Consider the following 26,906-nt stretch of genomic DNA (forward strand, 5'->3'; position numbering starts at 1 on the left):
GATCCAGAATCAGTTTCAAGAAATTCTTGAGAATCGGATGGGATCATGGACCGGATTGGTGACATCGGCTTGTTTCTGCGCGTGCTGGATCTCGGCTCGATCAGCGCGGCGGCGCGCAGCCTCGACCTCTCGGTGGCCGTGGCCAGCCAGCGGCTGCAACGGCTGGAGCGCGACCTTGGCGTGCGCCTCTTGCATCGCACGACCCGGCGGCTGCACGCCACCCCGGAGGGCGCGGTGCTGGCTGAGCAGGGCCGCGTGCTGGTGGAGGACCTGGAGGCGCTCTCCGGCTCGCTGCGGCAGGCGGGTGCCGGCGTGACCGGGGTGCTGCGCGTCACCACCTCGGCCTCGTTCGGGCGGCAATATCTGTCGCCGCTGCTGCCGGCGTTCCTGCGCGCCCATCCCGGCGTGCGCCTCAGCATCAGCCTGACCGACCATGTGCTCGATCTGGTCAGCAGCGGCTTCGACCTCGCCATCCGCATTGGCGCGCTGGCAGATTCCACGCTGGTGGCGCGCAAGCTGGCGGACAACCAGCGCCTGCTGTGCGCCTCGCCCGACTACCTCGCGCAGCATGGCTGGCCGCAGACGCCGCAGGACCTCGCCCATCATCAATGCCTGATCCTGGTGGGCAGCCAGGGGCGGTCCGATGTCTGGCGGCTGGGCGATGGGGCCGGCGGCGAGGTGGCCGTGCGCGTGCAGGGCCGGGTGGAGGCCAATACGGGGGAGTTGCTGGCCGATGCGGCGCTCGCCGGGTTTGGCATCGCCATGCATTCGGTCTGGCATGTCAGCGCGGACCTGCGGGCCGGCCGGCTGGTGCCGGTGCTGCCCGACTACCCTCTGGCGGACAGCGGCATCTACGCGGTGATGCCGCAGCGCCGGCTGGTGCCGCCGCGCGTGCGGGCCTTTGTGGATTTCCTCGCCGAACAGTGGGGCGAAGCCCCGCCCGGGGGAGCCGGCTGGGTCGATGGCACGCCCGCCGGGTGATGGTCACGAGACAAACTGCTTAAATTTTGAGCAGTCCGGTGGGGTAACGCACAGACGCGGCCCCGGGGGCGCGACGCCACAGGATATCCACAGAATCTGTGGATATCCTCAACGTGGCCCAGGCAACGCCCAAAGATGGTCGCCTACGGCTATGCTGTGCCACCATCCTCGGTCAACTGTCAGCTTCGTGCTTCCTATGCGCAAGATCCGGCTTGTTGCGGCAAGGGTTTTCCCGATTTTCCTCGTGCTCATGGCCGGCGCCGGCCTGTCCGGCTGCGTGGCGCAGTACCGCGTGCCCTCGGACGCGCCCTATGCCAGCGTGCGGCTGCTGACCAACACCGACGAGAACACCACCTTCAGCGTGGTGGACCCGGCCAGGTGTCCGACCCCGGCCCGGCCGCTGGTACTGGCGGGCATGGGCAAGCAACTCGCCGCGATGGGGCGCGACCGGGGGCTGGGCATGGCCGGGGGCTCCCCCGAGCCGCCTGCGCAGACGCGCGAGCGCAAGGTGGCAGTCGGCAAACGGGTGTTTGTCGCGGTGACGTCAATGGCGGCGCCGCCTGCCGACGCCGTGCGCTGCGCGGCCGGGGTGTCATTCATTCCGCAGTCGGGCGCGCAATATGAAATCCGCTATACGCGCGATGAAGCGGCGAGCCAATGCGCGGCGCGCGTGCTGCGCCTGCTGCCGCGGCCCGATGGCGGGGCCAATCTGGTGCAGGAAGCCAGCCAGCAGGGTTTCCGGGCGTTGCGAAAGGAGTTGGTTTGCGACGCGCCGGGCGTTGAGCCGGCGCGCGCAGGGCAATAAGCGCGAGTGCTTATCGGGTGAGACGGTGGGCCGGACTCAGCCTGATCGGACTCAGGCCTGTTCGAACTCAGGCCTGTTCGAACTCAGGCCTGTTCGAACTCAGGCCTGTTCGATCAGGAAGCGCTCGGGGCGCTTGCCCAGCCATGCCGGGGCACGGCCACGGCCAGACCAGGTCTTGCCGGTTTTCGGGTCCAGGTATTTCGGGGGCAGCGCCGCAGTCTTGCGTGCCGCGCCGGCACCGCTGCCAGCGGGACGACCACGACGGCGCTTCGGCGCAATATCGTCGACCGTGAGGTCGTAATCGGCCATCAATTGGCGAATCTGCGCTACCACGCCCGAGACTTCATTGGCGCGTACTTCGCTGAGTTTGGCTTCCAGTGCTTCTTTTTCAGCCAGCAGTTGCTTGTAAGTCGGCATTTTGGATCCCCGTTCAGATTGTTGTTCGCGGCATGTTACAGGACATTGCTTGCGATTTGTCGTTCAAGTCGTCCCAAAAATATTACAAAAGATAAACGGATTTTCCTAATAAAAAACGTTTGTTCCAGATGTGGGATCTGAATCGGACTACGCAAGTGTGCATTTTCGTATTTGACTGATTTCAATGCCGGCGCATTTCGGAGAATCCCTAGCAATGTCGAAATCGCGGAACGAGAATTGCCGCGCGTGACAGGCGCCGCGCAGGATTGGCGGCACTGATATTTTTGGCGACTTGGCAGAAAAAAACCCCCGGAGGGAAAGACTCCGGGGGTTGCGAATTCCACTGGTTACCCAGGGTGGTACCGCACACATCGTTGGCCGACGGGGGTCGGACATTTCTTAGATTGCCCAGCCTCCGGCATAGAAGGCGGCCAGCGCCACGGCAATGGCCACCGTGCCGATATTGAGCTTGCGCCATTCACCGGAGACGAGTCGGCCAATCACCAGCGTGCAGAAACCGAGCATGATGCCGGTGACGATATTGCAGGTCAGCACGATAAAGACCGCGCAAACCAGACCGGCCATGGCGTCGACCAGATCGTCCATATGCAGGCGGCTCACGCTCGACAGCATCAGCAGGCCCACGTACATCAGCGCGGGTGCCGTGGCGTACGACGGCACCAGCCCGGCCAGTGGCGAGAAGAACATCACGGCCAGGAACAGCACGCCGACGGTGACCGCCGCGAGCCCGGTGCGCGCGCCGGCGGCCACGCCCACGGTGGACTCGATATAGGCCGCCGCCGGGGCGCCGCCGAACATCGCCGAGAAGATCGAGCTGACCGAGTCGGCGGTCAGGGCCCGGCCGCCGTTATGGATGCGGCCGGTGGCGTCGAGCTGGTTGGCCTGCCCGGCCACGGCGCGGATGGTGCCGGTGGCGTCGAACACGGCGGTCATCACCAGCGCCAGCACGCTGGGCAGCACGGCGGCGGACAGCGCGCCCCGGATGTCCATGGCACCGATCAGCGAGGCATGGCCGGGGGCCGAGAGGCTCGGCAGGGCGAACACGCCGGTGTACTTCACGGCCGGGTCGAAGGCCAGGCCCAGCGCCGAGATGGCGATGATCACCAGCAGGATGCCGCCCGGCACGCGGCGGCGCTCCAGGCCGAAGATCGCCGCCAGCCCGAGCACCGACATCACCACCGGGAAGGCGGTGATGTGGCCCAGTTGCACGGGCAGGCCGGCGCCGGGGTTCTTGACCACCAGGCCGACCTCGTTCGAGGCAATCAGCAATAGGAAAAGTCCGATACCGATTCCCGCGCCATGGGCCACGCCGGCCGGCAGGTTGCGCAAGATCCAGGATCGCACGCCGGTGACCGAGATCGCCGTGAAGACCACGCCCATCAGGAACACGGCGCCGAGCGCCACCTCGGGCGAGAGCTTCTGCCCGAGTACCAGGCCGAAGGCCATGAAGGCGGTGAGCGAGATGGCGCAGCCAATGGCGATGGGCAGCCGGGCCCAGAGCCCCATCAGCAGCGAGCCGAACGCCGTGGTCAGGCACACGGCCACGAACACCGCGCTGGTGTCGAAGCCGGCCTTGCCGAGCATGCCCGGCACCACGAACACGGCATAGACCATCGCCATGAAAGTGGTGGTACCGGCCACCACCTCGCGGCGCTGCGTGCTGCCGCGCGCGCTGATCTGGAAGTACTCGTCGATTTTTCCCGCGCTGCCGGTGCGCGTGCCCTGCGCGTGCGCTGCGTCATCCACGTCCGTGACGGACGGATACGGCTGTTCGATCATGATGGTCTGCCTCCTTGCAGGGGCGCCGCGCCGGTCCGCGTACGGGTCCGGCGTCAGCTTGTCTCACGTGGTTCTGGGTGCGAGGGCGGAGGTCCCGGTGGCATCGGTGCGCGGGGTGCGGGCGTCTCTTTCCTCGGTGTCCGGCCCGGGGGGGCCGGTGGCCGGTCGGCTGCCTCTGGCGGGCAGGATCCGGCGAGGCTCAACGGTAGGGGAGGGCTGCGCCGCTTTCATCATCGGGGCGCGATGCGGAACATGCGGGGCGCCGAATATCCACGGGTTTGCGGTGCTTCCGGAGGCTCAGGGATTTCCCTCGGTGGGCGGCCGGACGGGGTTTCCGGCCATGCGACCGGCCCCGCAAGGTAGGTTCCGGTCACATGGCCGGGGCCTGCCGCGGGAAAGCTGGCCGGATCGCTAAAGGTCCCGGCGGCGGCGCCGATAGACCTTTGGCAACACCTGTCCATTTACCCATAAGTCACCCCGGCCACCCCAGCCAGCAGCGGAGCAAGCACGATGACCAGCGCGATGAGAGACATTGACGAGCGCACGAACCTGACCAACAACAATCAGTTCGAACTGCTGTTGTTCCGACTTGGCGACGCGGCGAACAGCGGGCAATCCGAACTGTTCGGCATCAACGTGTTCAAGGTCCGCGAAATCCTGGTGATGCCCTCCGTGACCACCGTGGTGGGCGCCGAGCCGTCCATCCTCGGCATGGCCGACATCCGTGGCCAGGTGATTCCCGTGATCGACCTGCCGCGCCTGCTGGAGTGCCAGCCGAAATCCGGCCTGAACATCATGCTGGTGACCGAGTACGCGCGCTCCACGCAGGGCTTTGCCGTGGAAGCCGTGGAAGAAATCGTGCGCCTGGACTGGAGCCAGGTGATCTCGGCCGAGACCAGCGTCAAGGGCGGGCTGGTGACCAGCATCGCCAAGCTCGATGCCGGCGGCGAGAACCCGCGCCTGGTGCAGGTGCTCGATGTGGAGCAGATCCTGCGCGATGTGCTGCCCACCCGCCAGCCGGACGTGGACCCGGCCACCGTGGGCCCGGCGCTGAACCTGCGCCCCGGCACCAAGGTGCTGGCCGCCGATGACTCGGCGCTGGCGCGCGGCCTGATCGAGAACGGCCTGAAGGCGATGGGCGTGCAGGTGGTGATGACCAAGACGGGCCAGGAGGCGTGGGAGATGCTGGGCAGCATCGCCGACCTCGCCGCCACCCAGGGCAAGACCATCCGCGACGAGATCGCGCTGGTGCTGACCGACCTGGAAATGCCCGAGATGGACGGCTTCACGCTCACGCGCAAGATCAAGGGCGACGCGCGGCTCAAGTCCCTGCCCGTGGTCATCCACTCCTCGCTCTCCGGCGAGGCCAGCGAGGAGCACGTGCGCAAGGTTGGCGCCGATGCCTATGTGTCGAAATTCCTGGCGAAGGATCTTGCGGACACCATCCGTGGCGTGATGGCGCGCCATCCGTAAACGCATCTTTTCCCCTCGCCCGCAGACGGGAGAGGGGAGCACAGCATCCCTGTCCGAAACCAGTTGCATAAAAATCGGGCAGTCCAGCTCTTTCCAATGCTGGCGCGGGTTTGCGGGTCGCGGGGTGGGAGATTATCCACTGGAACTGTGGATAGCTCCCGTTCGCATTTGGCCCCCCCGCCGACCCCGCTTCCCTGGGCTTCCCGATGTTTACTTCGGCTGCGCCACCGTACGCAGGTACGGCTTCAGCGTCTTGAAGCCCTGTGGATATTTCTTCTTCGCATCGTCGTCCGAGACCGAGGTCGGGATGATCACGTCCTCGCCCGGTTTCCAGTTGACGGGCGTGGCCACGGTGTGCTTTGCGTTGAGCTGGAGCGAGTCCAGCAGGCGCAGCACCTCGTCGAAGTTGCGGCCCGCGCTCATCGGATAGACCAGCATGGCCTTGACCTTCTTGTCCGGGCCGATCATGAACACCGAGCGGATCGTGGCGTTGTCCACGGCGGTGCGCTTGCCGCCGCTGGCCTCGGGGTGAATCATGTCGTACAGCTTGGCCACGTGCAGGTCCGCGTCGCCGATCATCGGATAGTTGACCGCGCTGCCCTGGGTCTCCTCGATGTCCTTGGCCCAGCGCTGGTGGTCGTCCACGGGGTCGATGGACAGGCCGATGATCTTGGTATTGCGCTTGTCGAACTCCGGCTTGAGCTTGGCCATGTAGCCCAGCTCGGTCGTGCAGACCGGGGTGAAGTCCTTCGGATGCGAGAACAGGATCGCCCAGCTGTCACCCATCCATTCGTGAAAGCGAATCTTGCCTTCGGTGGTATCGGCGGTGAAGTCGGGCGCTTCCTCGCCTAGTCGAATTGCCATGTCGCACTCCTTGTCTCTGTCAGGGCCAGGTGGATGATTGGGCTGCCGGCGTCGCCGGGGAACTCCAGTATAGGAATTGCGCAGTGAAAAAACTCCCCCGCTGCGTGTCGTTCGCGCGTCACATTCAGGGTGGGCGGAGGAACGGCTGGGGCTACGCCGGCCGTTCCAGGTCCGCGATCACCGCGCGCAGGAAGCGCGCCGCCTCGCCGCCCGTGACCACGCGGTGGTCGAAGGTCAGGGACAGCGGCATCACGCGATGCACGGCGGGCTGGCCGCCGGCCGCCACCACTTCGTCACGTATACGCCCGGCGCCGAGGATGGCAACCGTGGGCGGCACGATGATGGGCGCCGCGTAGCGCCCCGCGATCATGCCGAAGTTGGATAGCGTGATGGTGTTGCCGCGCATCTCCTCCGGGGCGATGGTGCGCGCGACGATGTCCGCGCGCATGCGGTCCAGCCCGGCGCGCAGGTCGGCGGCGTCGCGCTTGCCAACGTTGCGCAGCACCGGCACGAACAGGCCCTCGGGCAGGTCCGCGGCGATGCCCACGTCGATCCGCTCCAGCACATGGCGCCGGCCGCTCTGGCCCTCGTACCACGCGTTGAGCCCCGGCTCGGCATGCACGCCGGCCACCAGCGCCCGCACGAGGCGGATCGTGATGTCGTTGCCCGGCCCCGCATCCTGCTGCCAGGCGTGCAGGTCGGCATCGTCCATGACCGTGGCCGCCGCCACCTCGCTCTGCGCCCGGGCCATGTTCTGGGCCATCGCCCGGCGCACGCCGCGCACCACTTCGGCCGGGCCGAGATCGGCCAGCGTGGTGGCCACGCGCTGCACGTCCGTGGCCGTGATCAGGCCGTCATGGCCGGAGGGCGTGACCATGGCGAGGTCTACCGACAGCTTGCGCGCCAGCGCCCGCACCGCCGGCGTGGCCTTGATGCCGTGCGCGCCACCCGGCCCGAGCGGCGCCACCGGGGCTGCCGCCTCCGCCAGCACCTGCGTGCCGACCTTGACCGCGCCCACCACGGTGCCGGCATCGTCCTGGGCGCTGCCGGCGCCCTCGAAGCCCACCAGCGGTGCGCCAAGATGGACGATATCGCCCGGCTGCGCGAACAGCCTGGCCACCTGGCCGCTGAACGGCGACGGAATCTCGACGATGGCCTTGGCGGTCTCCACGGACAGCAGTGGCTCGTCCGCCGCCACGCTGTCCCCGGGCTTGACGTGCCACGCCACGATCTCCGCTTCCTGCAATCCCTCGCCCAGATCGGGCAGCTTGAAGGTCCGCATGAACGTCTCCTAGGCCGCCAGCGCGCGCCGCGCGGCATCGACAATCCGCGCCACGGAGGGCAGGTAGCTGTGCTCCAGCCGGGCCAGCGGCACCACGGTGTCGTAGCCGGTCACGCGCTGCACCGGCGCGCTGAGCGAATAGAGACCGGCATCGGCCAGATTGGCCGCAATCTCCGCGCCGAGCCCCGCCGTGCGCGGCGCCTCGTGCACGATCACGCAGCGGCCGCTCCGCGCCACGGATTCGAGGATGGTGTCCATGTCGAGCGGCTTCAGCGTCGCCACGTCGATCACGGCGGCACTGATGCCTTCGTCGGCCAGTTGGTCGGCGGCGGCCAGCGTCTCCTGCAGCATCGCGCCCCAGCTCACCAGCGTAAGGTCGGCGCCGTCGCGCAGCGTGAAGCAGGCGTCGAGCGGCAGCGCCTCGCCATCGTCGGGCACTTCCTGCCGGAACAGCCGGTAGAGCCGCGTCGGCTCCAAAAAGATCACCGGGTCCGGGTCGCGGATGGCCGCCAGCAACAGCCCGTAGGCGCGCGCGGGTGAAGACGGCATGACCACGCGGATGCCGGGCATGTGCGCGAACATCGCCTCCGGGCTCTCGGAGTGATGCTCGGGCGCGTGGATGCCGGCCCCGCTGGGCGCGCGCACCACCATCGGACAGCCCAGCCGGCCGCGCGTGCGGTGGCGCATGTGGCCGGCGTGGTTGAGGATGTTGTCGATGGCCGGGTAGATGAAGCCCGCGAACTGGATCTCGGCCACTGGCTTGAGCCCCATCGCCGCCATGCCGATGGCCGCGCCGACGATGCCGCCTTCGGCCAGCGGGGTGTCGATCACGCGCGCCTCGCCAAAGCGGGCTTGCAGGCCCACCGTGGCACGGAACACGCCGCCGTTGACGCCGATGTCCTCGCCTAGCAGCACCACGTCCGGGTCGTGCGCCAGCGCGTGGGCCAGCGCCAGGTTCACCGCTTCCACCAGATGCAGTTCAGCCATGGTGGGCTCCTGGCTGGTTGGCTTGACCCACCTCGTATTGGCGCGCCATGTCGCGCTGGGCTTCCAGCGCGGCGGGCAGGGTGGCGTAGAGGCAGTCGAACATCGCGCCGGTGTCTGGCGGCGGCAGGGCCAGGTAGGCGTCCACGGCGGCGGCCACGGCCTGCTGGCATTCGCGGATCAGCGCCTCCTCCCGGCCCGCGTCCCAGGCGCCCTGCGCGGCGAGATAGTCGCGCAGCCGCGCGATGGGCTCCTGCGCCCAGGCGGCCTTGACCGCCGCGTCGTCGCGGTAGCGCGAGGCATCGTCGGCCGTGGTGTGATCGCCCAGCCGGTAGGTCACTGCCTCGATCAGCGTGGGGCCGCCGCCGGCCCGGGCGCGCGCGATCGCCTCGCCCACGCGGTGCCGCACTGCGATCACGTCGTTGCCATCGACCTGCTCGCCGGGAATGCCGGCGGCAATGGCCTTCTGGGCAAGCGTCTGCGCGGCGGTCTGCTTGCTGCGCGGCATCGAGATTGCCCACTGGTTGTTGTTGACGACGATGACCAGCGGCACGTGCCAGGCGCCGGCCATGTTCATGCCTTCGTAGAAATCGCCCTTGGAGGTGCCGCCGTCCCCGACGATGGTCACCGCCACGCGGGGCTGCCCACGCAGCTGGAACGCATAGGCCACGCCGGCGCCGTGGCCCACCTGGGTGCCGATCGGCACGCAGTTGCCAAAGTCATGCGGCGCCGCCGCAAAGCCGCTGCCGCGCTCGTCGCCGCCCCAGTACAGCAGGCTCTCGGTCATGGTGACGCCCCGCACAAACTGCGCGGCGTGGTCGCGGTAGGACGGCACCAGCACGTCGTCCGGCAGCATGGCGGAGGCCACCCCGACCCCAATGGCCTCCTGCCCAAGCGCGGACGCAAAGGTGCCGATCTGCCCCGTGCGCTGCATGGCGATGGCCTTGAGATCGAACTGGCGGGTCAGCACCATGGCGCGATACAGCGGCAGCAGCGCGGCCGGGTCGCGGGCGAAGGGGGGAAGGTCTGGGCTGGCGGTGCCCTGGGCGGAAAGGTAGCGGGTGAAGCCGATCTCGAAGCGCGCAACAGTGTCCATGTGGATGTCCCCGTGTTGGAACCCTGTCAGGTTCGCGGTGCCCTGTGCGGCGCAGCATCTTGTGGACGCTGCTGCCTTCGAGTGTAGGGCACGGATGCGGGGAGCGGGCGTGCGCTGCCGCACGGGGCGGCCGGGGGGAGAAAACCGGGGGCCTTACACTGGCTTCCAGACCGGCGAGGCCGCTACGGTCACTTTCCTCGGCAGGATGGACTGCGCGGCGAAGGCGTCGGCAATGCGCTGCTGTTCCTCGAGCGAGGCGGCGTCCACGGCCTGCACCTGGTAGGTACGGCGCAGGTTGGCGGCCTCCACGGTGGCCGGGTCGAGCCCGATCAGCGGCGCATGCCACGCCGCCGCCGGACCCGGGTTGCGCTTGATCCAGTCGCCTGCGCGGCGCAGCGCGTCATACACCACGGCCAGCACGTCCGGCCGGCGCTTGGCGTACGGCGTGGCGGCCAGATAGAAGCGCCGGTAGCTGGCCAGCTTCGTCCCATCACGCAGGATGCGCGCATTGGCCTGGCGCTGCACCGCTGCGAGGAACGGGTCCCAGATCACCCAGGCCGCCACGCTGCCGCGCTCGAAGGCCGCGCGGGCATCGGCGGGTGTCAGGTAGGCCGGCTCGATATCGCGCACGGACAGCCCCGCTTCGGCGAGCGCCTCCACCAGCAGGTAGTGCGCCCCCGCGCCCTTGGCAAACGCCACGCGCTGGCCCTTGAGCTGGGCGACGGTGCGGATCGGCGAGTCCTGCCGCACCACGATGGCCTGCGCCGTGGGCGAGGGCGTCTCGATGGCGTAGTAGGTCAGCTGCGCGCCGGCGGCCAGCGCGAAGGGCGGCACCGCGTCCGCCACATCGGCAGTGAGGTCGAGGTTGTTGACGTTGAGCGATTCCAGCAGCGGCAGCCCCGAGGTGAACTCGTGCCACTGCACGCTCACCTTCAGCGGGGCGAGGGCTTTCTCCAGTGTCTCGCGCGACTTGAGCCAGATCATCAGCGTGGAGGACTTCTGGTAGCCGATGCGCAGCGTTTCGGGGCCCTCGGCGACATTGGCCGCGTGCGACAGGGGCGACAGCAGCGGGAGCGCGGCGCTCCCCAGGCCGGCCAGGACCAGGCGGCGGCGGGTGGGGCCGCGGGTGGCGTCAGATTCGTGCGACATGGCGGATTTCCTTCGTTCGGGTGGGTGTCTAGCCCGCCAGCCTAGCCGCCAACGCCCGCGCGGCGAACGAAGTTTCCCGCCTTTGCTTATGCGGATCGGCGCCATATGCGGCGACCGCATAACCGCGCGCGATTTGATTCGTTGTTCCGATATCGCCCGCTCTTTACAGTGCATCGCTTGTACACGGTTCCCCCGGTCCCCCCAGACGCCCAGAAGCGCATTGCCATGACGACTGCCACCCTCCAGGATTTCGAGATCCGCCCGTTCGACGCCGCGCTTGGTGCGGAAGTGATCGGGCTCGATCTGAACCAGCCGCTGTCCGCGGCGGACTTCCAGCGCCTCCATCGCGCCCATCTGGACCACCACGTGGTGGTCTTCCGCGACCAGCGCATCACGCCCGCGCAGCAAATCGACTTCAGCCGCCGCTTTGGCCCGCTGCAGATCCACGTGCTGCACCAGTTCCAGCTGCCCGGCCATCCCGAGATCCTGATCGTCTCGAACGTGGTGGAAGACGGCAAGCCGATCGGGCTGGGCGATGCCGGCCACTTCTGGCACTCCGACCTCTCTTATAAGGAGAAGCCCAGCCTCGGCTCGCTGCTGCACGCGCGGGAGCTGCCCGAGGAGGGCGGCGACACGCTGTTCGCCAATATGCACACCGCCTGGGACGCGCTGCCCGCCGACCTGCAACGCCGGGTGGAGGGCCTGCAGGCCGAGCACACCTACCTGGCGCGCTACGCCGAGCTGCAGGCGCGCAGCCCTTGGCGGCCCAACCTGTCGCCCGAGCAGATCGCCCAGGTGAAGCCGGTGCTCCAGCCCGTGGTGCGCACGCATCCGGAGACGGGCCGCAAGGCGCTGTTCGTCAGCGAGCACTTCACCACGCGCATCGCCGGCCTGCCGGAGGACGAAAGCCGCGCGCTGCTGGACGAGCTGTTCGCCCATAGCGTGAAGCCCGCGCACGTCTACCGCCACCCGTGGCAGCCGAACGACCTCGTGTTCTGGGACAACCGCTCGCTGCTGCATCTGGCCGCCGGTACGCCCGACCACCTGCGCCGCGTGATGTACCGCACCACCATCGAAGGCGATACGCCGTTCTGAGCACGAAACCGAGCCAACCACATCCATCCGGAGCCCCTGCATGTCCCTGTCATTCCTTTCGACCACCCTGAAACGCCGCGCCGCCGCCGCCATGCTGACCGTGCTGATTGGGCAGTGCGCCAGCCTCGCCCTGACCGGCGTGGCGCACGCCGAGGGCCGCCTGCGCATTGCCGAGCAGTTCGGCGTGGTCTACCTGCTGCTGAACGTGGCGCGTGACCAGCAACTGATCGAGAAGCACGGCAAGCAGCAGGGCGTGGACGTCAAGGTGGAATGGACCCAGCTCTCGGGCGGCGCCGCTGTCAACGACGCGCTGCTCTCGGGCGCCATCGACATCGCCGGCGCCGGCGTGGGCCCGCTGCTGACGCTGTGGGACCGCACGCATGGCCGGCAGAACGTGCGCGGCGTGGCCTCGCTCGGCAACTTCCCGTACTACCTCGTCAGCAACAATCCCAAGGTGAAGTCGATTGCCGATTTCTCCGACAAGGACCGCATCGCGCTGCCGGCTGTCACGGTGTCAGTGCAGTCGCGCGTGCTGCAACTGGCGGCCGCCAGGCAGTGGGGCGACAAGGAGTTCAACCGGCTCGACAAATGGACCGTGGCCGTGCCCCACCCGGACGCGGCGGCGGCCATCATCGCCGGCGGCACCGAGATCACCGGCCACTTCGGCAACCCGCCGTTCCAGGAGCAGGAGCTGGCCGGCAACCCCAACGCGCGCATCGTGCTCAGCTCGTACGACGTGCTGGGCGGGCCGAGTTCCGCCACCGTGCTCTACGCCACCGAGAAGTTCCGCAACGAGAACCCCAAGACCTACCGCGCCTTTGTCGATGCGCTGGCCGAGGCTGCGCAGTTCGCCACCGCCAACCCGGAGGCCGCCGCCGACCTCTATATCCGCGTGAACAAGGCCAGGATCGACCGCGCGCTGCTGGTCAGGATCCTGCGCAACCCGCAGGTGCAGTTCAAGATCACGCCGCAGAACACCTTCGCGCTGGCCGAGTTCATGCACCGCGTGGGGGCGATCAAGAACCAGCCGAAGTCCTGGCAGGACTACTTCTTCCAGGACCCGGCCACGGCCCAGGGGAGCTGAAATGTCTGAACCGCTGCACGCTGGCGCGCATCTGCGCGTGATTCCGGGCCGGCCCTCGCTGTCCTCGCCGCTGTTGCAGGTGGACGGCGTCTCGCTCGAATACCGCACCGACGCGCGCGTGGTGCGCGCCACGCACCGCGTGAGCTTCAACGTGCACGGCGGCGACCGCTTCGTGCTGCTGGGCCCGTCCGGCTGCGGCAAGTCCACGCTGCTCAAGGCCGTGGCCGGCTTCGTGCCGCCGGCCGAGGGCGAGATCCGCCTGGAAGGGCGGCGCGTGGCGGCGCCGGGGCCGGACCGCATCGTCGTGTTCCAGGAATTCGACCAGCTGCCGCCGTGGCAGACGGTGAAGCAGAACGTGATGTTCCCGCTGCGGCGCTCGCGCGGCATGGGCGCCGCCGAGGCTGCCGAGGTGGCGCTGCACTTCCTGAACAAGGTGGGGCTGGCGCAGTTTGCCGATGCCTATCCGCACACGCTCTCCGGCGGCATGAAACAGCGCGTGGCGATTGCCCGCGCGCTGGCGATGCGGCCCAAGGTGCTGCTGATGGACGAGCCCTTCGCCGCGCTGGACGCGCTGACCCGGCGCCGCATGCAGGAGGAACTGCTCGAACTGTGGCACGACGCCGCCTTCACGCTGCTGTTCGTGACCCATTCGATCGAGGAAGCGCTGGTGGTCGGCAACCGCATCCTGCTGCTGTCCCCGCACCCGGGGCGCGTACGTGCTGAACTCAACAGCCACCAGTTCAGCCTGGCCAGCCAGGGCAGCGCCGATTTCCAGGCCGCCGCGCAGCGCATCCACCAGATGCTGTTCGATCAGCCAGCGGAGACCGCCAGCGCGCGGGGCAGGGCGCACGCGTAGGGTCCCAGCGAACCAGGCCCAGCGAACCAGGCCCAGCGAACCAGGCCCAGCGAACTTTTTCGACCGATCATGACCACCCTCGACACCCCCATCCGCCCTGAATACGAACTGGCGCTCGAGCCGTTCACCGCCGTGCCGCTGTCGCGGCCGCTGCCCTTTCATCGCCGCCTCTGGCAGCAGGGCTGGGTGCGCAAGGCGGTGATCCTGCTGGCGCTGGCGGTGCTCTGGGAAATCCTCGCCCGCATCCAGGACAACGACCTGCTGCTGCCTACCTTCCTGGCCACGGCACGGGCGTTTGCCGAAGGCATCGCCAATGGCGAGTTGCCGGGCAAGGCGGCGGTGTCGCTGTCGGTGCTGGTGCAGGGCTACGCGGCGGGCATTGCGCTGGCCTTCATGCTGACCACGCTGGCCGTTTCCACCCGGCTCGGGCGGGACCTGCTGGACACGCTGACCGCCATGTTCAACCCGCTGCCGGCCATCGCGCTGCTGCCGCTGGCGCTGCTCTGGTTCGGCCTGGGCAGCAAGAGCCTGATCTTCGTGCTGATCCACTCGGTGCTGTGGCCGCTGGCGCTGAACACCTACGCGGGCTTTCGCGGCGTGCCCGAGACGCTGCGCATGGCCGGGCGTAACTACGGGCTGCGCGGCCTGCGCTACGTGGTGCTGATCCTGCTGCCGGCGGCGCTGCCGGCCGTGCTGTCCGGGCTCAAGATCGGCTGGGCCTTTGCCTGGCGCACGCTGATTGCGGCGGAACTGGTGTTCGGCGCGTCGTCGGGCAAGGGCGGGCTGGGCTGGTACATCTTCCAGAACCGCAACGAGCTGTACACGGACCGCGTGTTCGCGGGCCTCGCCACGGTGATCCTGATCGGGCTGGCGGTGGAGGGGCTGGTCTTCACCACGCTGGAACGCGTGACGGTGCGGCGCTGGGGCATGCAGCACTGAGGAAGGGGCGGGTTGCCCGGTGGGCAGGGGCGGAGTAAGGTACGTGGTCTCGTCCGGAGCCCCCATGACCGCCATCCACAATGCCGCCGCCCAGGGCTTTTCCGCCCAGGCCGATACCTACGCCCGTGGGCGTCCCGAATATCCCGCCGAACTGACGCACTGGCTGCGCGACACCCTGGGGCTCGCCCCGGGCAGGTCGGTGGTCGACCTCGGCGCCGGCACCGGCAAGTTCACCCGCCTGTTGGCCGCCACCGGCGCCAGCGTGGTGGCCGTGGAGCCGGTGGCCGAGATGCGCGCCCAGCTGGCCGCCAAGCTGCCAGACGCCACCGTGCTGGCCGGCACCGCCGAAGCCATCCCGCTGCCCGACGCCAGCGTGGACGCTGTGGTCTGCGCGCAGGCTTTCCACTGGTTCGCCAACCCCGCCGCCATGGCCGAGATCCGCCGCGTGCTGCGTCCCGGCGGCAAGCTCGGGCTGGTGTGGAACGTGCGCGATGAATCGGTCGACTGGGTGGCCCGGCTCACGGCCATCATGACCCCGTTCGAAGCCGATGCACCGCGCTACTACCGGGGCGACTGGAAGCGGGTCTTTCCCGCCGAGGGCTTCGGGCCGCTGCGCCTGACGGAATTCCCCTACACCCACACCGGCGCGCCCGAGCAGGTCATCGTGGACCGCGTGATGTCGGTCAGCTTCATCGCCTCGCTGCCCCCGGCGCAGCAGGACGCGGTGCGCGCCCAGCTGCACGAGGTCATCGCCACCGCCCCGGCGCTGCGTGGCCAGGCGGTGGTGGCGTTCCCCTACACCACGGCCGCCTATTGCTGCGAACGGGGCTGAGAGGCCCGGCTCGGGCGGATTGACAAGCCACGGGCCGTTCTATACGGTGGACGCCCATTCCAACCGGCCGCCCGCCGTCCCGCCATGCCACGTAAAGCCGCCCAACTCTCCGAAGCCGACAAGCATGGTGCCGCAGGCGGCGCCGTGGCCGTGGACCGGGCGCTGTTCGTGCTCTCGGTGTTCCGGGAAGGGGACACCGCGCTGGGCCTGGCCGAACTGGCGCACCGCAGCGGTCTATATAAGAGCACGCTGCTGCGGCTGCTGGCCTCGCTGGAGCATGCCCGGCTGGTGCAGCGGCAGGCCGATGGCCGCTATGGGCTCGGCCCGGAAGTCGCCCGGCTCAACGCGGTCTACGCGGCGTCTTTCTCGCTGGAGCAGGTGGTGATGCCCGCGCTGCGCGAGCTGGTGCGCGACACGCGGGAGTCCGCCGCCTTCCACGTGGAGCAGGGCGAGCACCGCCTGTGCCTCTATCGCGTGGATTCCCCCCAGCCCGTGCGCGACCACATCCGCGCCGGCGATCTCCTGCCGCGCAACCGTGGCGCCGGTGGCCGCGTGCTGCGGGCGTTCTCGGGCGCACGGGGCGAGATCTACCAGCGCATCCGCGAGGAAGGGGTGATTGCGATGGTGGGCGACCGCAGCCCGGACATCGCCGGGGTCTCCGCGCCGGTGTTTGGCCCGGCCGGCGAACTGAAGGGCGCGCTGACGCTGACCTGCCCGACCCCGCGCTTCTCCGAAGCCTTCCGCGACCAGGTGCTCGCCGCTGCGCGCCAGCTTACGGCGGCGCTCGGCGGCACCTTCCCGGAAGTCCAGCCGGCGCCTGCCACCCCGGTGGTTCCCGCAGGGCAGAACGACCTATCTGACGAAGACTGATCCGCACGGATTTCCGTAGTAATTTCAAAACGTTGCGTGCGCGCTAACCCGGCTTAACGGGGGTGCCGCCGCAAGCCATGCACGGGCTATGATGCGCCTCTCCGGTCGCAATTCCCGTTATCAGCGGGCATCCTGCGGCCAGGATCAGGGTAAACCGCAATAACGGCAGCCGCCCCCGGTAGCTTTAGAGGATGTTGAATCCGTGCACCTGGCCCAGCAGACCATTCTGGTCGTCATGATGGTGGTGTTCTCCAGCACGCTGGTGATGGCGGCGGGGCTGGTGCTTGCGCTGCGCGCCAACGAGGCCGGGCGGCTCTGGGCGAGCGGCCATGTCATCGCCTCCGGCGCCGGGCTGGTCGTGGCGGCCAGCGTGGGCGCCGGGTCGCTCCATCTCGGCGCGCTTGGCGCGGGGGCCTATATTGTCGGCCGGCTGGCCATCTATCGCGGCGTGCGGGTCTATTACGGCCTGCCCGATCGCGCCAACCTGCTGCGCGCCACCGGCGCCGTGGTGATGGTCCTGATGGTGCTGATGAGCGGGCTGGCGGACGGCCCGATGCTGATCCACGCCATCGGCTACGGCGTGCTGGCCATGACCTCGTTCACCACCCTCATCACCCTGCTGCGCAGCGCGCGCGGCCGTACCAGCATCGGCGGGCCGCTGGTGCTGGCCTCCCATCTGGTGCTGCTGGGCTCCCAGGTGGCGGCGCTGGGGCAGGCGGGCTCGTTCCATAGCCAGGCGATGGTGCCGTTCTTCGCCCAGACCGCCTCGTCGGTCTGGCCGCTCGCGCCGCTGGTGGCGGTGCTGCTGGGCCTGTTCGGCTTCAGCCTGATGGCGATGGAGCAGATCATCGCCCGCAACGAGAGCGGGGCGCGGGTCGATGCACTGACCGGCCTGCTGAACCGTGGCGCGCTGGACATGACCGCCATGGGACTGGTGGCGCGCTGGCAGCGCGAGCGCGAGGCGCTGTCCTGCCTCGTCATCGACGTGGACCACTTCAAGCAGGTCAACGACACCCACGGCCACCACGCCGGCGACAACGTGCTGCGCGAGATTGCCGCCGCGCTGGACAACTCGCGCCGCGCCTCGGACATCGCCGCACGCTACGGTGGCGAGGAGTTCTGCATCCTCTGCCCGCACACGGACGAACACCAGGCCACGGCGCTGGCCAACCGCATCCTGCGCAAGGTGCGCGCGATCGAGTTGCCGGGGCGGGGCGGGCACGCCAGCGTCAGCATCGGCGTGGCGCAGCTGCATGGCGGCGCCACGAGCCGCGAGTCGCTGTGGCGCAACCTGTTTTCCGAAGCCGACCGCGCGCTCTACATGGCCAAGCAGCGGGGCCGCGACCAGTTCGTGCTGGGGTCGAGCATGGTGATCGACGAGAAACCGGAAGCGCGGGACGACGCGCAGGACGAAGCGCAGGACGGCGCGCCAGCCCCGATGGACTGCGCCACCGCCGCCTAGGCCGGCCTACCCCAGCGCCCCCCCGAAGCGATACCGCTTGCCCGGGTGCCACAGCACCACCAGCGAAGCCACCGCGTCACGCGAGAACGTGCGCCGGCGCAGCACCAGCGCCGGTTCTGCCTCGCCAATGGCCAGCATCTCCGCCACCTCGGCCGTGGGTAGCTGCGCCTCGATCTGGTACTCGGCGCGCTGTAGCGGCGCCACCCGCATCAGGTGCTCGTTGGGCGTGACCGCGCCAAAGTCGATTTCCATATAGCCGGGCGCCAGCGCCGGATTGACCCAGCGGTCTTCCACCTGGATCGGCGCGTCGTTCTCGTAGTGCAGGATCACCGAATGGAACAGCATGCTGCGCTCGGCCACGCCGAACTGCGTGGCCAGCATCCGCGTGGCGCGCTGGCGCTCCAGCCGGAACAGCGCACTGCGGTGGCGGTGGCCGCGCGCGCGGATCTCCTCGGCAATGCTGCGGATCTCTACCACGGTGGCCTGGTAGCGCTGCGGCGCCACGAAGGTGCCGGCGCCCTTGCGCCGCACCAGCACCTGCTCCGCCTCCAGCTCGTTGAGCGCGCGGTTCACGGTCATGCGCGAGACGCCGAACTGGGCGGCGAGCCGCAGTTCGGGCGGGATGGCGTCCCCCTCGCCCCAGGTGCCGGCCTCGATTTCCCCCTGCACATAGTCCTTGATGCGCTGGAAGGCGGGCGTCGGCGTGGCCGACGAGGGGGTCGATGACATGCAGGCTCCTGGCTCTCTGTAATGGTGCGCGCGGTCCGCTTCGGTGAAATGCGGCGCCGGCCACCCCTGGCGATGCCCGCGCATTGTGCCGCATCGCACCAACGGTGTGCCACAGCGGGGCGCAACGCGGGGATTGCGCCGCTTATGCGGAAACCGCTTTTCGATCTGCAAAAAGTTGTCTATACAGTATCAGACAGGATCGATAAGATCAGTCTATACAAGCTGCTGCCGAAGACAAGCCGGAAGCGCTGTCACGGCGACGGTATCGAGATCGCAAAGCACGGGGAGCCCGCAGTGAATCGTCATCTTTTCAGGCTGGCAGCGGCATGGCTGCTGCCGGTAGCGCTGTCATGGGCCACGGCCGCCAGCGCACAGCCAGACACCCATTCGACCTATCCCGCCAAGCCGGTGCGGATCATCGTGCCATTCGCCGCCGGCGGCGTGGCGGACGCGCTGCCGCGCCTCATCGGCCAGAAGCTGGGCGAGCAATGGGGCAAATCCATCGTGGTGGACAACAAGCCCGGCGCTGCCGGCAATATCGGCATGGAGGCCGTGGCCCGCGCCGCGCCGGACGGCTACACGCTGGGGCTGGCCCCAGCCGGCAACCTGACCGTGAATCCCATCCTGTTCCCGAAACTCGGCTATGAGACGCGCGACTTCGTGCCGGTGACCATGCTCGCGGCGTCGCCAAACGTGCTGGTGGTGAATCCGGCCGTCCAGGCCCGCTCGCTGAAGGAGCTGGTCAGCTACGCCAGGGCCCATCCGGGCGAACTCAATTTCTCCTCGCCGGGCAACGGCAGCGGCGCGCATCTGGCGGGCGAGCTGCTGAACCTGGAGGCCGGCATCAAGACGGTTCACGTGCCCTACAACGGCATGGCGCCCGCGCTCAACGACGTGCTGGGCGGGCAGGTGCAGATGATGTTCGGGGGCATTTCCACGGTGTTGCAGCACATCCGCACCGGCAAGCTGGTGCCGCTGGCCGTGGCCAGCCCGCGCCGCCTGCCACAGCTGCCGAACGTGCCAACCGTGGCGGAATCGGGCTATCCGGGCTTCGACGTGACCTCCTGGTACGGGCTGGTGGCGCCCAAGGGCACGCCGGACGCCATCGTCCAGAAATGGCAGGCCGGCGTGGCCACCGTGCTGCGCCAGCCCGACGTGCGCGAAAAACTCGACGCGCTGGGCCTGGAGCCGGTGGGCAACAGCGCGCAGGCGTTCGGCGGCACCATCGCCGCCGAGACGCTCAAGTGGCGCGCCATCGTGCACCGCGCCAACATTCCCCCGATGCAGTAAGGAGACCACCGTGAAAGAGCTGTACCTGACCTACCTGAACGGGCCGGACGTGGCCGCACTGGCGCTGACCGATGCCGAGATCCTGGCGGCGGTGGAAGGCGCGCTGGCCGCGCAGGGCCGCCGCGAGACCGTGATCGAGCCGCGCGTGCACCTGGTGCCGGAGTCGTCGGACAAGGGCCATTTCAACGTGCTGCGCGGCTTTATCAAGCCGCTGCACGTGGCCGGGGTGAAGGTGGTTTCGGACTATGTCGATAACTACAAGCAGGGCCTGCCCTCGGAAATGGCGCTGCTGAACCTGTTCGACCCGGACAACGGCGTGCCGCTGGCCGTGATCGACGCCACGGCCATCACCGACATGCGCACCGGCGCCGTGACGGCGCTCGGCGCCCGGCATCTGGCGCGCAAGGGCAGCAAGATCCTCGGCCATGTGGGCGCGCGCGGGACTTCGTACTGGAACGTGCGGTTGCTCGATTCGATCTTCGATTTCGACGAAATCCGCGTGCATTCGCGCCGGCCCGAGAGCCGCGACGCCTTTGCCACGCGGCTGACGCGCGACCTCGGCAAGCCGGTGATCGTGACCGACGACTGGGAGTCCTGCGTGCGCGGGGCGGACATCATCGTGGAAGCCTCCCGCCTGCCGGCGCCCACGCCGATGCTGCTGACCGAATGGATCAAGCCCGGCGCGCTGGTGATTCCGTACGGCACGATGAGCGCGGTGGAACTGTCCCTGACCGACATCATGAGCAAGATGGTGGTGGACGACTGGGGCCAGTGCCGCAAGGGGCTGCCGTTCGGCGCGCTGCGCCAGCACGTGGACAGCGGGCGGCTGAACGAGGAAAACCTCCACGCCGAGCTGGGCCAGATCGTGGCCGGGCTGAAGCCGGGCCGCGAGCGTGACGACGAGACCATCCTGTTCTGGCACCGCGGGCTGTCCACCACGGACATCGCCCTCGGCCACGCCATGCTGACCAAGGCGCGGGCGCTGGGGCTCGGCCAGACGCTGCGGTTTGCCTGAGATGGCGCACGGCGTTGCCTCGACGCGCATGTACAACGCCACGCCGGCAGTGGCCGAGGCATGGCAGCGGCTGTTCGCGCAGGTCTTTGCGGATCTCGACTGGCCGGTGCGCGTGATTCCGCACGCCTGGCCGGCCTCCCTGAAGGCGCTGTGGCAGCGGCGCGACCTCGTGTGCGGCTTCATGTGCGGGCTGCCGTTCGCCGAGCACGTGGCGCCCGTGGTGCCGCTGGCGGCGCCGGTGCCGGCGGTGCCGGAGTACGACGGGCTGCCGCGCTATCGGAGCGAACTGCTGGTGCGGCGCGAATGCGGCTGGCGCAGCCTGCCCGATACCTTCGGGCAGCGCTTTGGCTGGATGGTGCCGCATTCTCAGTCGGGCTATCAGGCGGCGCGGCTGCTGCTGGCCCAGCATGCGGGGGAGGCGGGCCGGGCGCTGTACGCGGCCTCGGTCGGCCCGCTGGACACGCCGCCGCGTGTGCTGGAGGCGCTGCAGGGTCGGCAGATCGACGTGACCGCCCTCGACAGCTATTTCCTCGAACTCGTACGAAAGCATGAGCCGGCGTGGCTGGCCGGGGTGGACACCATCGCCGTCACGCCGTGGACGCCGATCCCGCTACTGGTGGCCGCCGAGACCCTGCCGGCGCCGGACCGGGAGCGGCTCGTGGACAAGCTGTGCAGCCTGCACGAGGACGCCCGCTACGTGGCCCTGCTTGAGGCGGTGGTGGTGCAGCGCTTCGTCGTGCCAGACGTGCCGGCGTACGACAGCCTGCCGCTGGCGGCGGCAGGGGAGACGCACTATCCGGAGATCCGCTGAGGCGGCTTCCTGGCGTTATTGCGCGCCCGGCACATCCCGCTGCGGCACGCCGTCGTACGTCCAGATGAACTGGCGGGGGATGGGGCCCTTGTTGCGGCCGCCTTGCTGGGTTTGTTCCCAGGCGTGGGAGAGGATGCCGACCGAGCGCGACAGGCAGAACAGGCCGCGCGCGAGCGGGGCCGGGAAGCCCAGTTCGGCGTAGATCACTGCCGTGGCGCCGTCGATATTCATCGGAATCGGCTTCTCCCGGCCCGCGCCGAGCGCCTGCTCCACCGCGCGGGCGATGCCCGCGTAGCGGCCGGAGACCACGCCGGCAGCCGCCGCCTGATCCACCAGCGCCAGCAGGCGCGGCGCACGCGGGTCGAGCGGATGGAAGCGGTGCCCGAATCCGGACACAAACTTGCCGCGCAGCTCCCGGTAGGCTTGCAGCGCCGCCGCTACGGCTTCTTCACGCGTGGCGCCGGCATCCTCGCGCTGCGCCACGTCCTGATACAACTCCACCGCCTGCTCGCCGGCGCCGCCGTGCACGTCGCCCAGCACGTTCACGGCCGACGCCATCGCGTTGTTCAGCCCCACGCCGCAGGTGGCGGCCATGCGCGCAATCGCGATGCTCGGCGCCTGCGGGCCATGGTCCACCGCCGCCATCAGCGCGGCGTCGAGCAATTCGCCCTGGCCCGGCCCCGGCAGCTCGCCGCGCAGCATCAGCCAGATCATCTGGGCGAACGAGACATTGCCGATCAGCTGTTCGATCGGGTAGCCGCGATAGCGGATCTCGCCCGGCTTCATGTCGATGATTTCGGTATGCCACCAGTCCTGCGAGGCCTGCTGGCCGGCGTCGGTCGTCTTGTCGCTCATAGCGCGCGCTCCTGTTTCAGGGTGTCGATGTCGGCGTCGGCGTAGCCGAGTTCGACGAGGATGTCGCGGGTGTGCTGGCCCAGTTCGGGCGGCGGGGTGTCCACGGCGGGCGCCTGCCCGTTGACCTTGAAGCCGGTGCGCACCAGCCGGATGTCGCGGCCCACGCCGGGCACATCGGGGAAATGGCCGACCATGCCGCGGTCACGCACCTGCGGATGGGCGAGGGTGTCCGGCACGTTAAGCACCGGCCCGGCCGGCACGCCGGCCTCGTTCAGCCGTTGCCACCAGACCGTGGCGGGCTCGCGGGCGAGTTCCGCTTCCAGCGCCTCCGTCAGCGCGCGGCGGTTGGTCAGCCGCGCCTGGCGCTGCGCGAAGCGCGCATCGGTGGCCAGCTCGGGGCGGCCCAGCACGCGGCACACGGCTTCGAACTGCTCCTGCTTGTTCGCGGCGATGTTGAGCAGGCCGTCGCCGGTGCGGAACGTGCCGGACGGGCTGGCCGTCATGTTCTCGTTGCCCATCGGCGAGGGCGCCTTGCCGGCGATCAGGTGGTTGGAGACCACCCAGCCCATCGTGGCGAGCGTGGCTTCCAGCATCGACACATCGAGGAAATAGCCCTCGGTGCGCGTGGTGTCCGCCAGCGACGCCGCGATGGCGAAGGCCGCCGTGATGCCGCCGATGGTGTCGGAGACCGGATAGCCCACGCGGTACGGCGCGGTTTCGGGGTCGCCGGTGATGCTCATCACGCCCGACATGCCCTGGATGATCTGGTCGTAGGCGGGCAGGTCCGAGAGCGGGCCGTCCTGGCCGAAGCCCGAGATCGCGCAGTAGATCAGGCGCGGATTCACAGCCTTCAGGTCTTCATGGCCAAGGCCGAGCCGCTTCATCACGCCGGGCCGGAAGTTCTCGACCAGCACATCGGCGCTGGCCACGAGCTTGCGGAACACCTCCTTGCCGCGCGCGTGCTTGAGGTTGAGCGTGATCGAGCGCTTGCCCGGGTTCTGGGCGAGGAATGACACGCCCATCAGCCGCTGGTTCAGGTCGGCATCGGCGCCAAGCTGGCGCGCGAGGTCGCCGGTGCCCGGCGTCTCCACCTTGATCACCTCCGCGCCCATGTGCGCCAGCTGATGGCAGCAGAACGGGCCGGCCAGCACGTTGGTGAGGTCGAGCACGCGGATGTTGCGGAGCGGCTTGACGGGTTGCGGTTGCGGTTGCGGCTGCGGCTGCGGCTGCGGCTGCGGTTGGGATTGCGGTTGCATGACGGGTCCTGCCTTGAAAAGATTACTCAGCCTTGGCGCCGGACTCACGCACGATGGTGCCCCAGCGCGTGTTCTCGGCCTTGATGACGCTGGCCAGGTCGGCGGGGCTGCCGCCGCGCGGCTCGCTGCCTTCCTCGCGCAGCCTGGCCACGGTGTCCGGGTCCTTCAGGGCCTTGTTCACCTCGGCGTTGAGGCGCTGCACCACCTCGGCGGGCGTGCCGGCGGGCGCCACGAGGGCCTTCCAGTCCTCGGCCTGGAAGCCGGCGTAGCCCTGTTCGGCCACGGTGGGCACGTTGGGCAGCAGCGGCAGGCGCTTGGCGGAGGTCACGGCCAGCGCGCGCAGCTTGCCGGCCTTGAGCATCGGCAGGGCGATGGGCGGCGTGGCGAAGTAGAAGTCGGTCTGGCCGCCCATCAGGTCGGTCAGCGCCGGGGAGGCGCCCTTATACGGCACGTGCAGCGCCTTGATGCCGGCGCGGCGCTGGAACATTTCGCCGGTCAGGTGGCCCACCGTGCCGGTGCCGGCGGACGCCATCGACAGCTGCTTGGCCTTGCCCGCCGCCACCAGATCGGCCAGCGTCTTGAACGGCGCATCCTGCCGCACGATCACCACCACCGGCTGGGCGGATACCAGCACCACGGGCGTGAAGTCGCGCACGGCGTCGTACGGCATCTTGGGATAGAGCGACGGATTGATGGCGAGGTTGGCGGTCTGGCCCATGCCCACCGTGTAGCCGTCCGCGCGGGCCTTGGCCACCGTGTCCAGCCCGATATTGCCGCCGGCGCCGGCGCGGTTCTCGACCACCACGGTCCAGTGGGCGGCTGCCCCGACCTTGTTGAAGACGAGGCGCGACAGCACGTCCGTGCCGCCAGCCGGCGGAAACGGCACCACCAGCCGCACGGGCTGGCTGGGCCAGGCATCGGCGGCCTGTGCGGCGGGGGCGCTGGTCAGCAGCGGCGCCGCCAGCAGGGCGGCCACCAGCGCGCAGGCCGGCAATGTAGGGCGGGAAGGAAGGCGGGAAGGAAGGCGGGAACGGATCGGGGCGGAACGGAACATGCGGGTGTCTCCTGCGGTTTTCGTATGTCCTGATGGTCTCTAAGAAATGTTCTGTAAGATAGAACAATGATCTTAAAGAAGGAACACGCGAAGGATAGGAGGACGCGGCGGGCGGTGTCAAGCCGGCATTGACGAGGGGGTGGGCATGGCCATTGCGTCTGCCCGGGTCGCCCGGCTCCACTACAATAGCGGCCCAGAATTCAAAGGTAGGCAGAACAATGTCCCACGCTTGCGGTCTCGACTTCGGCACCTCCAACTCCACGGTTGGCTGGCTGCGCCCCCACCAGCCGGTGCTGTTGCCGCTGGAAGATGGCAAGACCACGCTGCCGTCGGTGATCTTCTTCCACGCAGAGGACCCGCTGGTCAGCTACGGGCGCGCCGCGCTGGGCGACTACCTGGCCGGCTACGAGGGCCGGCTGATGCGCTCGCTCAAGAGCCTGCTCGGCACGTCGATGATGGACGACAGCACCGAGGTCATGGGCCAGGCCATGCCCTTCCGCCAGCTGCTGGCCCATTTCATCGGCGAACTGAAACGCCGCGCCGAACAGGCCGCCGGCACCACGTTCACCAAGGCGGTGCTGGGCCGGCCGGTGTTCTTTATCGACGAAGACCCCAAGGCCGACCAGTTGGCCGAGGACACGCTGGGCGAGATTGCCCGCGCGGCGGGCTTCCAGGACATCGCGTTCCAGTACGAGCCGATTGCTGCCGCGTTCGACTACGAAGCGGGCATCTCGGGCGAGGAACTGGTGATGGTGGCCGACATCGGCGGCGGTACCTCCGACTTTTCGCTGGTGCGGCTGTCGCCGGACCGCGCCAGGAAGCTCGACCGCAAGGCCGACATCCTGGCCAACGGCGGTGTCCATATCGGCGGGACCGACTTCGACCGCGCACTGAGCCTGGCCAGCGCCATGCCGCTGCTGGGGCTGGGCAGCCAGCTGCGCAACGGCAAGGAAATGCCGTCGAGCCAGTATTTCGATCTGGCGAGCTGGCACACCATCAACCTGCTCTACACGCGCAAGGCGTGGTCGCTGGTGATGGACAACTACCGCGACGCCGCCGAGACCGAGAAGCTGGACCGCCTGATCCGCCTGATCAAGGACCGCGCCGGCCACTGGCTCGCCATCCAGGTGGAGGCGGCCAAGATCGCGCTGTCCGAGGAAGAAAAGACCTGGGTAGACCTGCACCGCATCGCCCCGGACACCCAGTTGCTGATTACGCGCGATGATTTCGATGGTGCCATCGCCAAGCTGGTGACCAAGACCGAGAGCACGGTACGCCACATGCTGGATACGGCCGGCGTCACGGCGGAGCAGGTCGATACGATCCTGTTCACTGGCGGCTCCAGCAGCGTGCCACTGCTGCGCCAGCGCCTGGCGGAACTGCTGCCGGGCGCCAAGCGCGTGGAAGGGGATCTGTTCGGCGGGATTGGCTCGGGCCTTGCGCGCGATGCGGCGCGCAAGTTTGGGTGAGCCGGTTTGCCGGTTTGCCGGTTAGGACGAGTACTACGCCAGCGCCGAGGCAGGCAAGCCGAATTCCTCGCCCAGCGCCCGGCGGGCGGCTTGCAGCGCGCGGCGGGCTGCCGCGGCGTCCTGGCCCAGGCGCAGCAGGCCCGGCAGGTGATGGGGGGCCTTGAGCAGGCCGATGATGATGGCGCCGATATCGGTGCTGCCATCGGCGCCCATGCCGGCCACGGCCAGCGGTGGCACGGGGCGGTCGGCCGGGTCCACCACCACGCGCAGCGCGGTGAAGGGCAGGCCGTGCGCCTGGGCGGCACGGGCGGCGATGTGCGATTCCATGTCCACCGCCAGCGCGCCGTGCAGGCCATGCAGCGCGGCCTTGTCCGCCACGGTGGTCACGGCGGTGTCGGCGCCGGCCAGCAGGCCGGGCACCGCCTGCGGCAGCGCGCG

Annotated in this window: 26 protein-coding genes; 14 read left to right on the plus strand and 12 right to left on the minus strand. The window is 68.9% G+C overall.

Annotated features, from left to right (window positions below):
* Positions 1-45 precede the first annotated feature (45 nt).
* The gene (locus tag KHO18_RS12505) at positions 46-981 is read left to right on the plus strand and encodes a LysR family transcriptional regulator (protein WP_144196892.1); all 936 of its coding nucleotides are present in this window, start codon (positions 46-48) and stop codon (positions 979-981) included.
* A gap of 196 nt (positions 982-1,177) precedes the next feature.
* Entirely contained in the window at positions 1,178-1,786 is a 609-nt protein-coding gene (locus KHO18_RS12510) for a hypothetical protein (RefSeq protein WP_244844748.1), read from the plus strand.
* A gap of 99 nt (positions 1,787-1,885) precedes the next feature.
* Here KHO18_RS12510 and KHO18_RS12515 read toward each other — a convergent pair whose 3' ends face one another.
* Both KHO18_RS12515 and KHO18_RS12520 read right to left on the minus strand, forming a co-directional pair.
* Positions 1,886-2,203, minus strand: a complete 318-nt coding sequence (locus KHO18_RS12515) for an H-NS histone family protein (RefSeq protein ID WP_144196893.1) — start codon at positions 2,201-2,203, stop codon at positions 1,886-1,888.
* Between the two features lie 399 nt (positions 2,204-2,602).
* A complete protein-coding gene (locus KHO18_RS12520) occupies positions 2,603-4,003 on the minus strand; it encodes an NCS2 family permease (RefSeq protein ID WP_144196894.1) in 1,401 nt (466 codons plus the stop codon).
* 510 nt (positions 4,004-4,513) lie between these two features.
* Between KHO18_RS12520 and KHO18_RS12525 the strand changes: the two genes are divergently transcribed.
* Positions 4,514-5,476: a chemotaxis protein gene (locus tag KHO18_RS12525; RefSeq protein WP_144196895.1), complete on the plus strand. Its 963-nt coding sequence runs from the start codon at positions 4,514-4,516 to the stop codon at positions 5,474-5,476.
* A 210-nt stretch (positions 5,477-5,686) separates the two neighbouring features.
* On the opposite strand, the gene KHO18_RS12530 is transcribed toward KHO18_RS12525, so the two are convergent.
* The 5 genes from KHO18_RS12530 to KHO18_RS12550 all read right to left on the minus strand — a co-directional run bounded on the left by KHO18_RS12530 (position 5,687) and on the right by KHO18_RS12550 (position 10,851).
* The gene (locus tag KHO18_RS12530; RefSeq protein ID WP_144196896.1) at positions 5,687-6,340 is read right to left on the minus strand and encodes a peroxiredoxin; all 654 of its coding nucleotides are present in this window, start codon (positions 6,338-6,340) and stop codon (positions 5,687-5,689) included.
* A 151-nt stretch (positions 6,341-6,491) separates the two neighbouring features.
* Complete coding sequence (locus KHO18_RS12535; RefSeq protein WP_144196897.1) at positions 6,492-7,622, minus strand: dihydrolipoamide acetyltransferase family protein; 1,131 nt, start codon at positions 7,620-7,622, stop codon at positions 6,492-6,494.
* 9 nt (positions 7,623-7,631) lie between these two features.
* Complete coding sequence (locus tag KHO18_RS12540) at positions 7,632-8,609, minus strand: alpha-ketoacid dehydrogenase subunit beta (protein WP_144196898.1); 978 nt, start codon at positions 8,607-8,609, stop codon at positions 7,632-7,634.
* Complete coding sequence (gene pdhA, locus KHO18_RS12545; RefSeq protein ID WP_144196899.1) at positions 8,602-9,702, minus strand: pyruvate dehydrogenase (acetyl-transferring) E1 component subunit alpha; 1,101 nt, start codon at positions 9,700-9,702, stop codon at positions 8,602-8,604. Before pdhA ends, KHO18_RS12540 begins: the two co-directional genes overlap by 8 nt.
* 153 nt (positions 9,703-9,855) lie before the next feature.
* On the minus strand, positions 9,856-10,851 hold the full coding sequence (locus KHO18_RS12550; RefSeq protein WP_144196900.1) for an aliphatic sulfonate ABC transporter substrate-binding protein: 996 nt from the start codon (positions 10,849-10,851) through the stop codon (positions 9,856-9,858).
* Between the two features lie 225 nt (positions 10,852-11,076).
* Here KHO18_RS12550 and KHO18_RS12555 point away from each other — a divergent pair, with 225 nt between their 5' ends.
* The 7 genes from KHO18_RS12555 (at position 11,077) to KHO18_RS12585 (ending at position 17,989) form a co-directional block, all read left to right on the plus strand.
* The gene (locus KHO18_RS12555; RefSeq protein ID WP_144196901.1) at positions 11,077-11,946 is read left to right on the plus strand and encodes a TauD/TfdA dioxygenase family protein; all 870 of its coding nucleotides are present in this window, start codon (positions 11,077-11,079) and stop codon (positions 11,944-11,946) included.
* A 40-nt stretch (positions 11,947-11,986) separates the two neighbouring features.
* The gene (locus KHO18_RS12560) at positions 11,987-13,030 is read left to right on the plus strand and encodes an ABC transporter substrate-binding protein (RefSeq protein WP_186296801.1); all 1,044 of its coding nucleotides are present in this window, start codon (positions 11,987-11,989) and stop codon (positions 13,028-13,030) included.
* A gap of 1 nt (position 13,031) precedes the next feature.
* Positions 13,032-13,886 carry an ABC transporter ATP-binding protein gene (locus KHO18_RS12565; RefSeq protein ID WP_144196902.1) on the plus strand — a complete coding sequence of 285 codons (855 nt, stop codon included), beginning with the start codon at positions 13,032-13,034 and terminating at the stop codon, positions 13,884-13,886.
* Between the two features lie 69 nt (positions 13,887-13,955).
* Positions 13,956-14,825: an ABC transporter permease gene (locus KHO18_RS12570; protein ID WP_211943294.1), complete on the plus strand. Its 870-nt coding sequence runs from the start codon at positions 13,956-13,958 to the stop codon at positions 14,823-14,825.
* Positions 14,826-14,889: 64 nt separating this feature from the next.
* Entirely contained in the window at positions 14,890-15,657 is a 768-nt protein-coding gene (locus tag KHO18_RS12575; RefSeq protein WP_144196904.1) for a class I SAM-dependent methyltransferase, read from the plus strand.
* A gap of 84 nt (positions 15,658-15,741) precedes the next feature.
* Positions 15,742-16,527 carry an IclR family transcriptional regulator gene (locus tag KHO18_RS12580; protein WP_144196905.1) on the plus strand — a complete coding sequence of 262 codons (786 nt, stop codon included), beginning with the start codon at positions 15,742-15,744 and terminating at the stop codon, positions 16,525-16,527.
* A gap of 202 nt (positions 16,528-16,729) precedes the next feature.
* Positions 16,730-17,989, plus strand: coding sequence for a GGDEF domain-containing protein (locus KHO18_RS12585; protein ID WP_144196906.1), 1,260 nt, complete (start codon positions 16,730-16,732; stop codon positions 17,987-17,989).
* Positions 17,990-17,995: 6 nt separating this feature from the next.
* Here KHO18_RS12585 and hutC read toward each other — a convergent pair whose 3' ends face one another.
* Entirely contained in the window at positions 17,996-18,718 is a 723-nt protein-coding gene (gene hutC / locus KHO18_RS12590) for a histidine utilization repressor (protein ID WP_144196907.1), read from the minus strand.
* A gap of 294 nt (positions 18,719-19,012) precedes the next feature.
* On the opposite strand from hutC, the gene KHO18_RS12595 reads away from it, so the two are divergent.
* The 3 genes from KHO18_RS12595 to KHO18_RS12605 are packed head-to-tail and all read left to right on the plus strand — an operon-like array spanning position 19,013 to position 21,834.
* Entirely contained in the window at positions 19,013-20,008 is a 996-nt protein-coding gene (locus KHO18_RS12595; RefSeq protein ID WP_244844750.1) for a Bug family tripartite tricarboxylate transporter substrate binding protein, read from the plus strand.
* A gap of 10 nt (positions 20,009-20,018) precedes the next feature.
* The gene (locus KHO18_RS12600; RefSeq protein WP_144196908.1) at positions 20,019-21,023 is read left to right on the plus strand and encodes an ornithine cyclodeaminase family protein; all 1,005 of its coding nucleotides are present in this window, start codon (positions 20,019-20,021) and stop codon (positions 21,021-21,023) included.
* A 1-nt stretch (position 21,024) separates the two neighbouring features.
* A complete protein-coding gene (locus tag KHO18_RS12605) occupies positions 21,025-21,834 on the plus strand; it encodes a phosphate/phosphite/phosphonate ABC transporter substrate-binding protein (protein ID WP_211943295.1) in 810 nt (269 codons plus the stop codon).
* 15 nt (positions 21,835-21,849) lie between these two features.
* Here the strand turns inward: KHO18_RS12605 and KHO18_RS12610 are convergent, their stop codons facing one another.
* The 3 genes from KHO18_RS12610 to KHO18_RS12620 are packed head-to-tail and all read right to left on the minus strand — an operon-like array spanning position 21,850 to position 24,999.
* On the minus strand, positions 21,850-22,689 hold the full coding sequence (locus KHO18_RS12610; protein ID WP_211943296.1) for a citryl-CoA lyase: 840 nt from the start codon (positions 22,687-22,689) through the stop codon (positions 21,850-21,852).
* Positions 22,686-23,945, minus strand: a complete 1,260-nt coding sequence (locus KHO18_RS12615) for a CaiB/BaiF CoA transferase family protein (RefSeq protein ID WP_211943297.1) — start codon at positions 23,943-23,945, stop codon at positions 22,686-22,688. Before KHO18_RS12615 ends, KHO18_RS12610 begins: the two co-directional genes overlap by 4 nt.
* A gap of 22 nt (positions 23,946-23,967) precedes the next feature.
* On the minus strand, positions 23,968-24,999 hold the full coding sequence (locus KHO18_RS12620; protein ID WP_144196912.1) for a Bug family tripartite tricarboxylate transporter substrate binding protein: 1,032 nt from the start codon (positions 24,997-24,999) through the stop codon (positions 23,968-23,970).
* 218 nt (positions 25,000-25,217) lie between these two features.
* Here KHO18_RS12620 and KHO18_RS12625 point away from each other — a divergent pair, with 218 nt between their 5' ends.
* The gene (locus tag KHO18_RS12625; protein WP_144196913.1) at positions 25,218-26,468 is read left to right on the plus strand and encodes an Hsp70 family protein; all 1,251 of its coding nucleotides are present in this window, start codon (positions 25,218-25,220) and stop codon (positions 26,466-26,468) included.
* Between the two features lie 33 nt (positions 26,469-26,501).
* On the opposite strand, the gene KHO18_RS12630 is transcribed toward KHO18_RS12625, so the two are convergent.
* Positions 26,502-26,906: phosphorylase family protein (locus KHO18_RS12630; protein WP_457912087.1), on the minus strand; the 405-nt coding region annotated here is incomplete at its 5' end.

This window comes from Cupriavidus campinensis (genome assembly GCF_905397395.1).
Lineage (GTDB): Bacteria > Pseudomonadota > Gammaproteobacteria > Burkholderiales > Burkholderiaceae > Cupriavidus > Cupriavidus campinensis.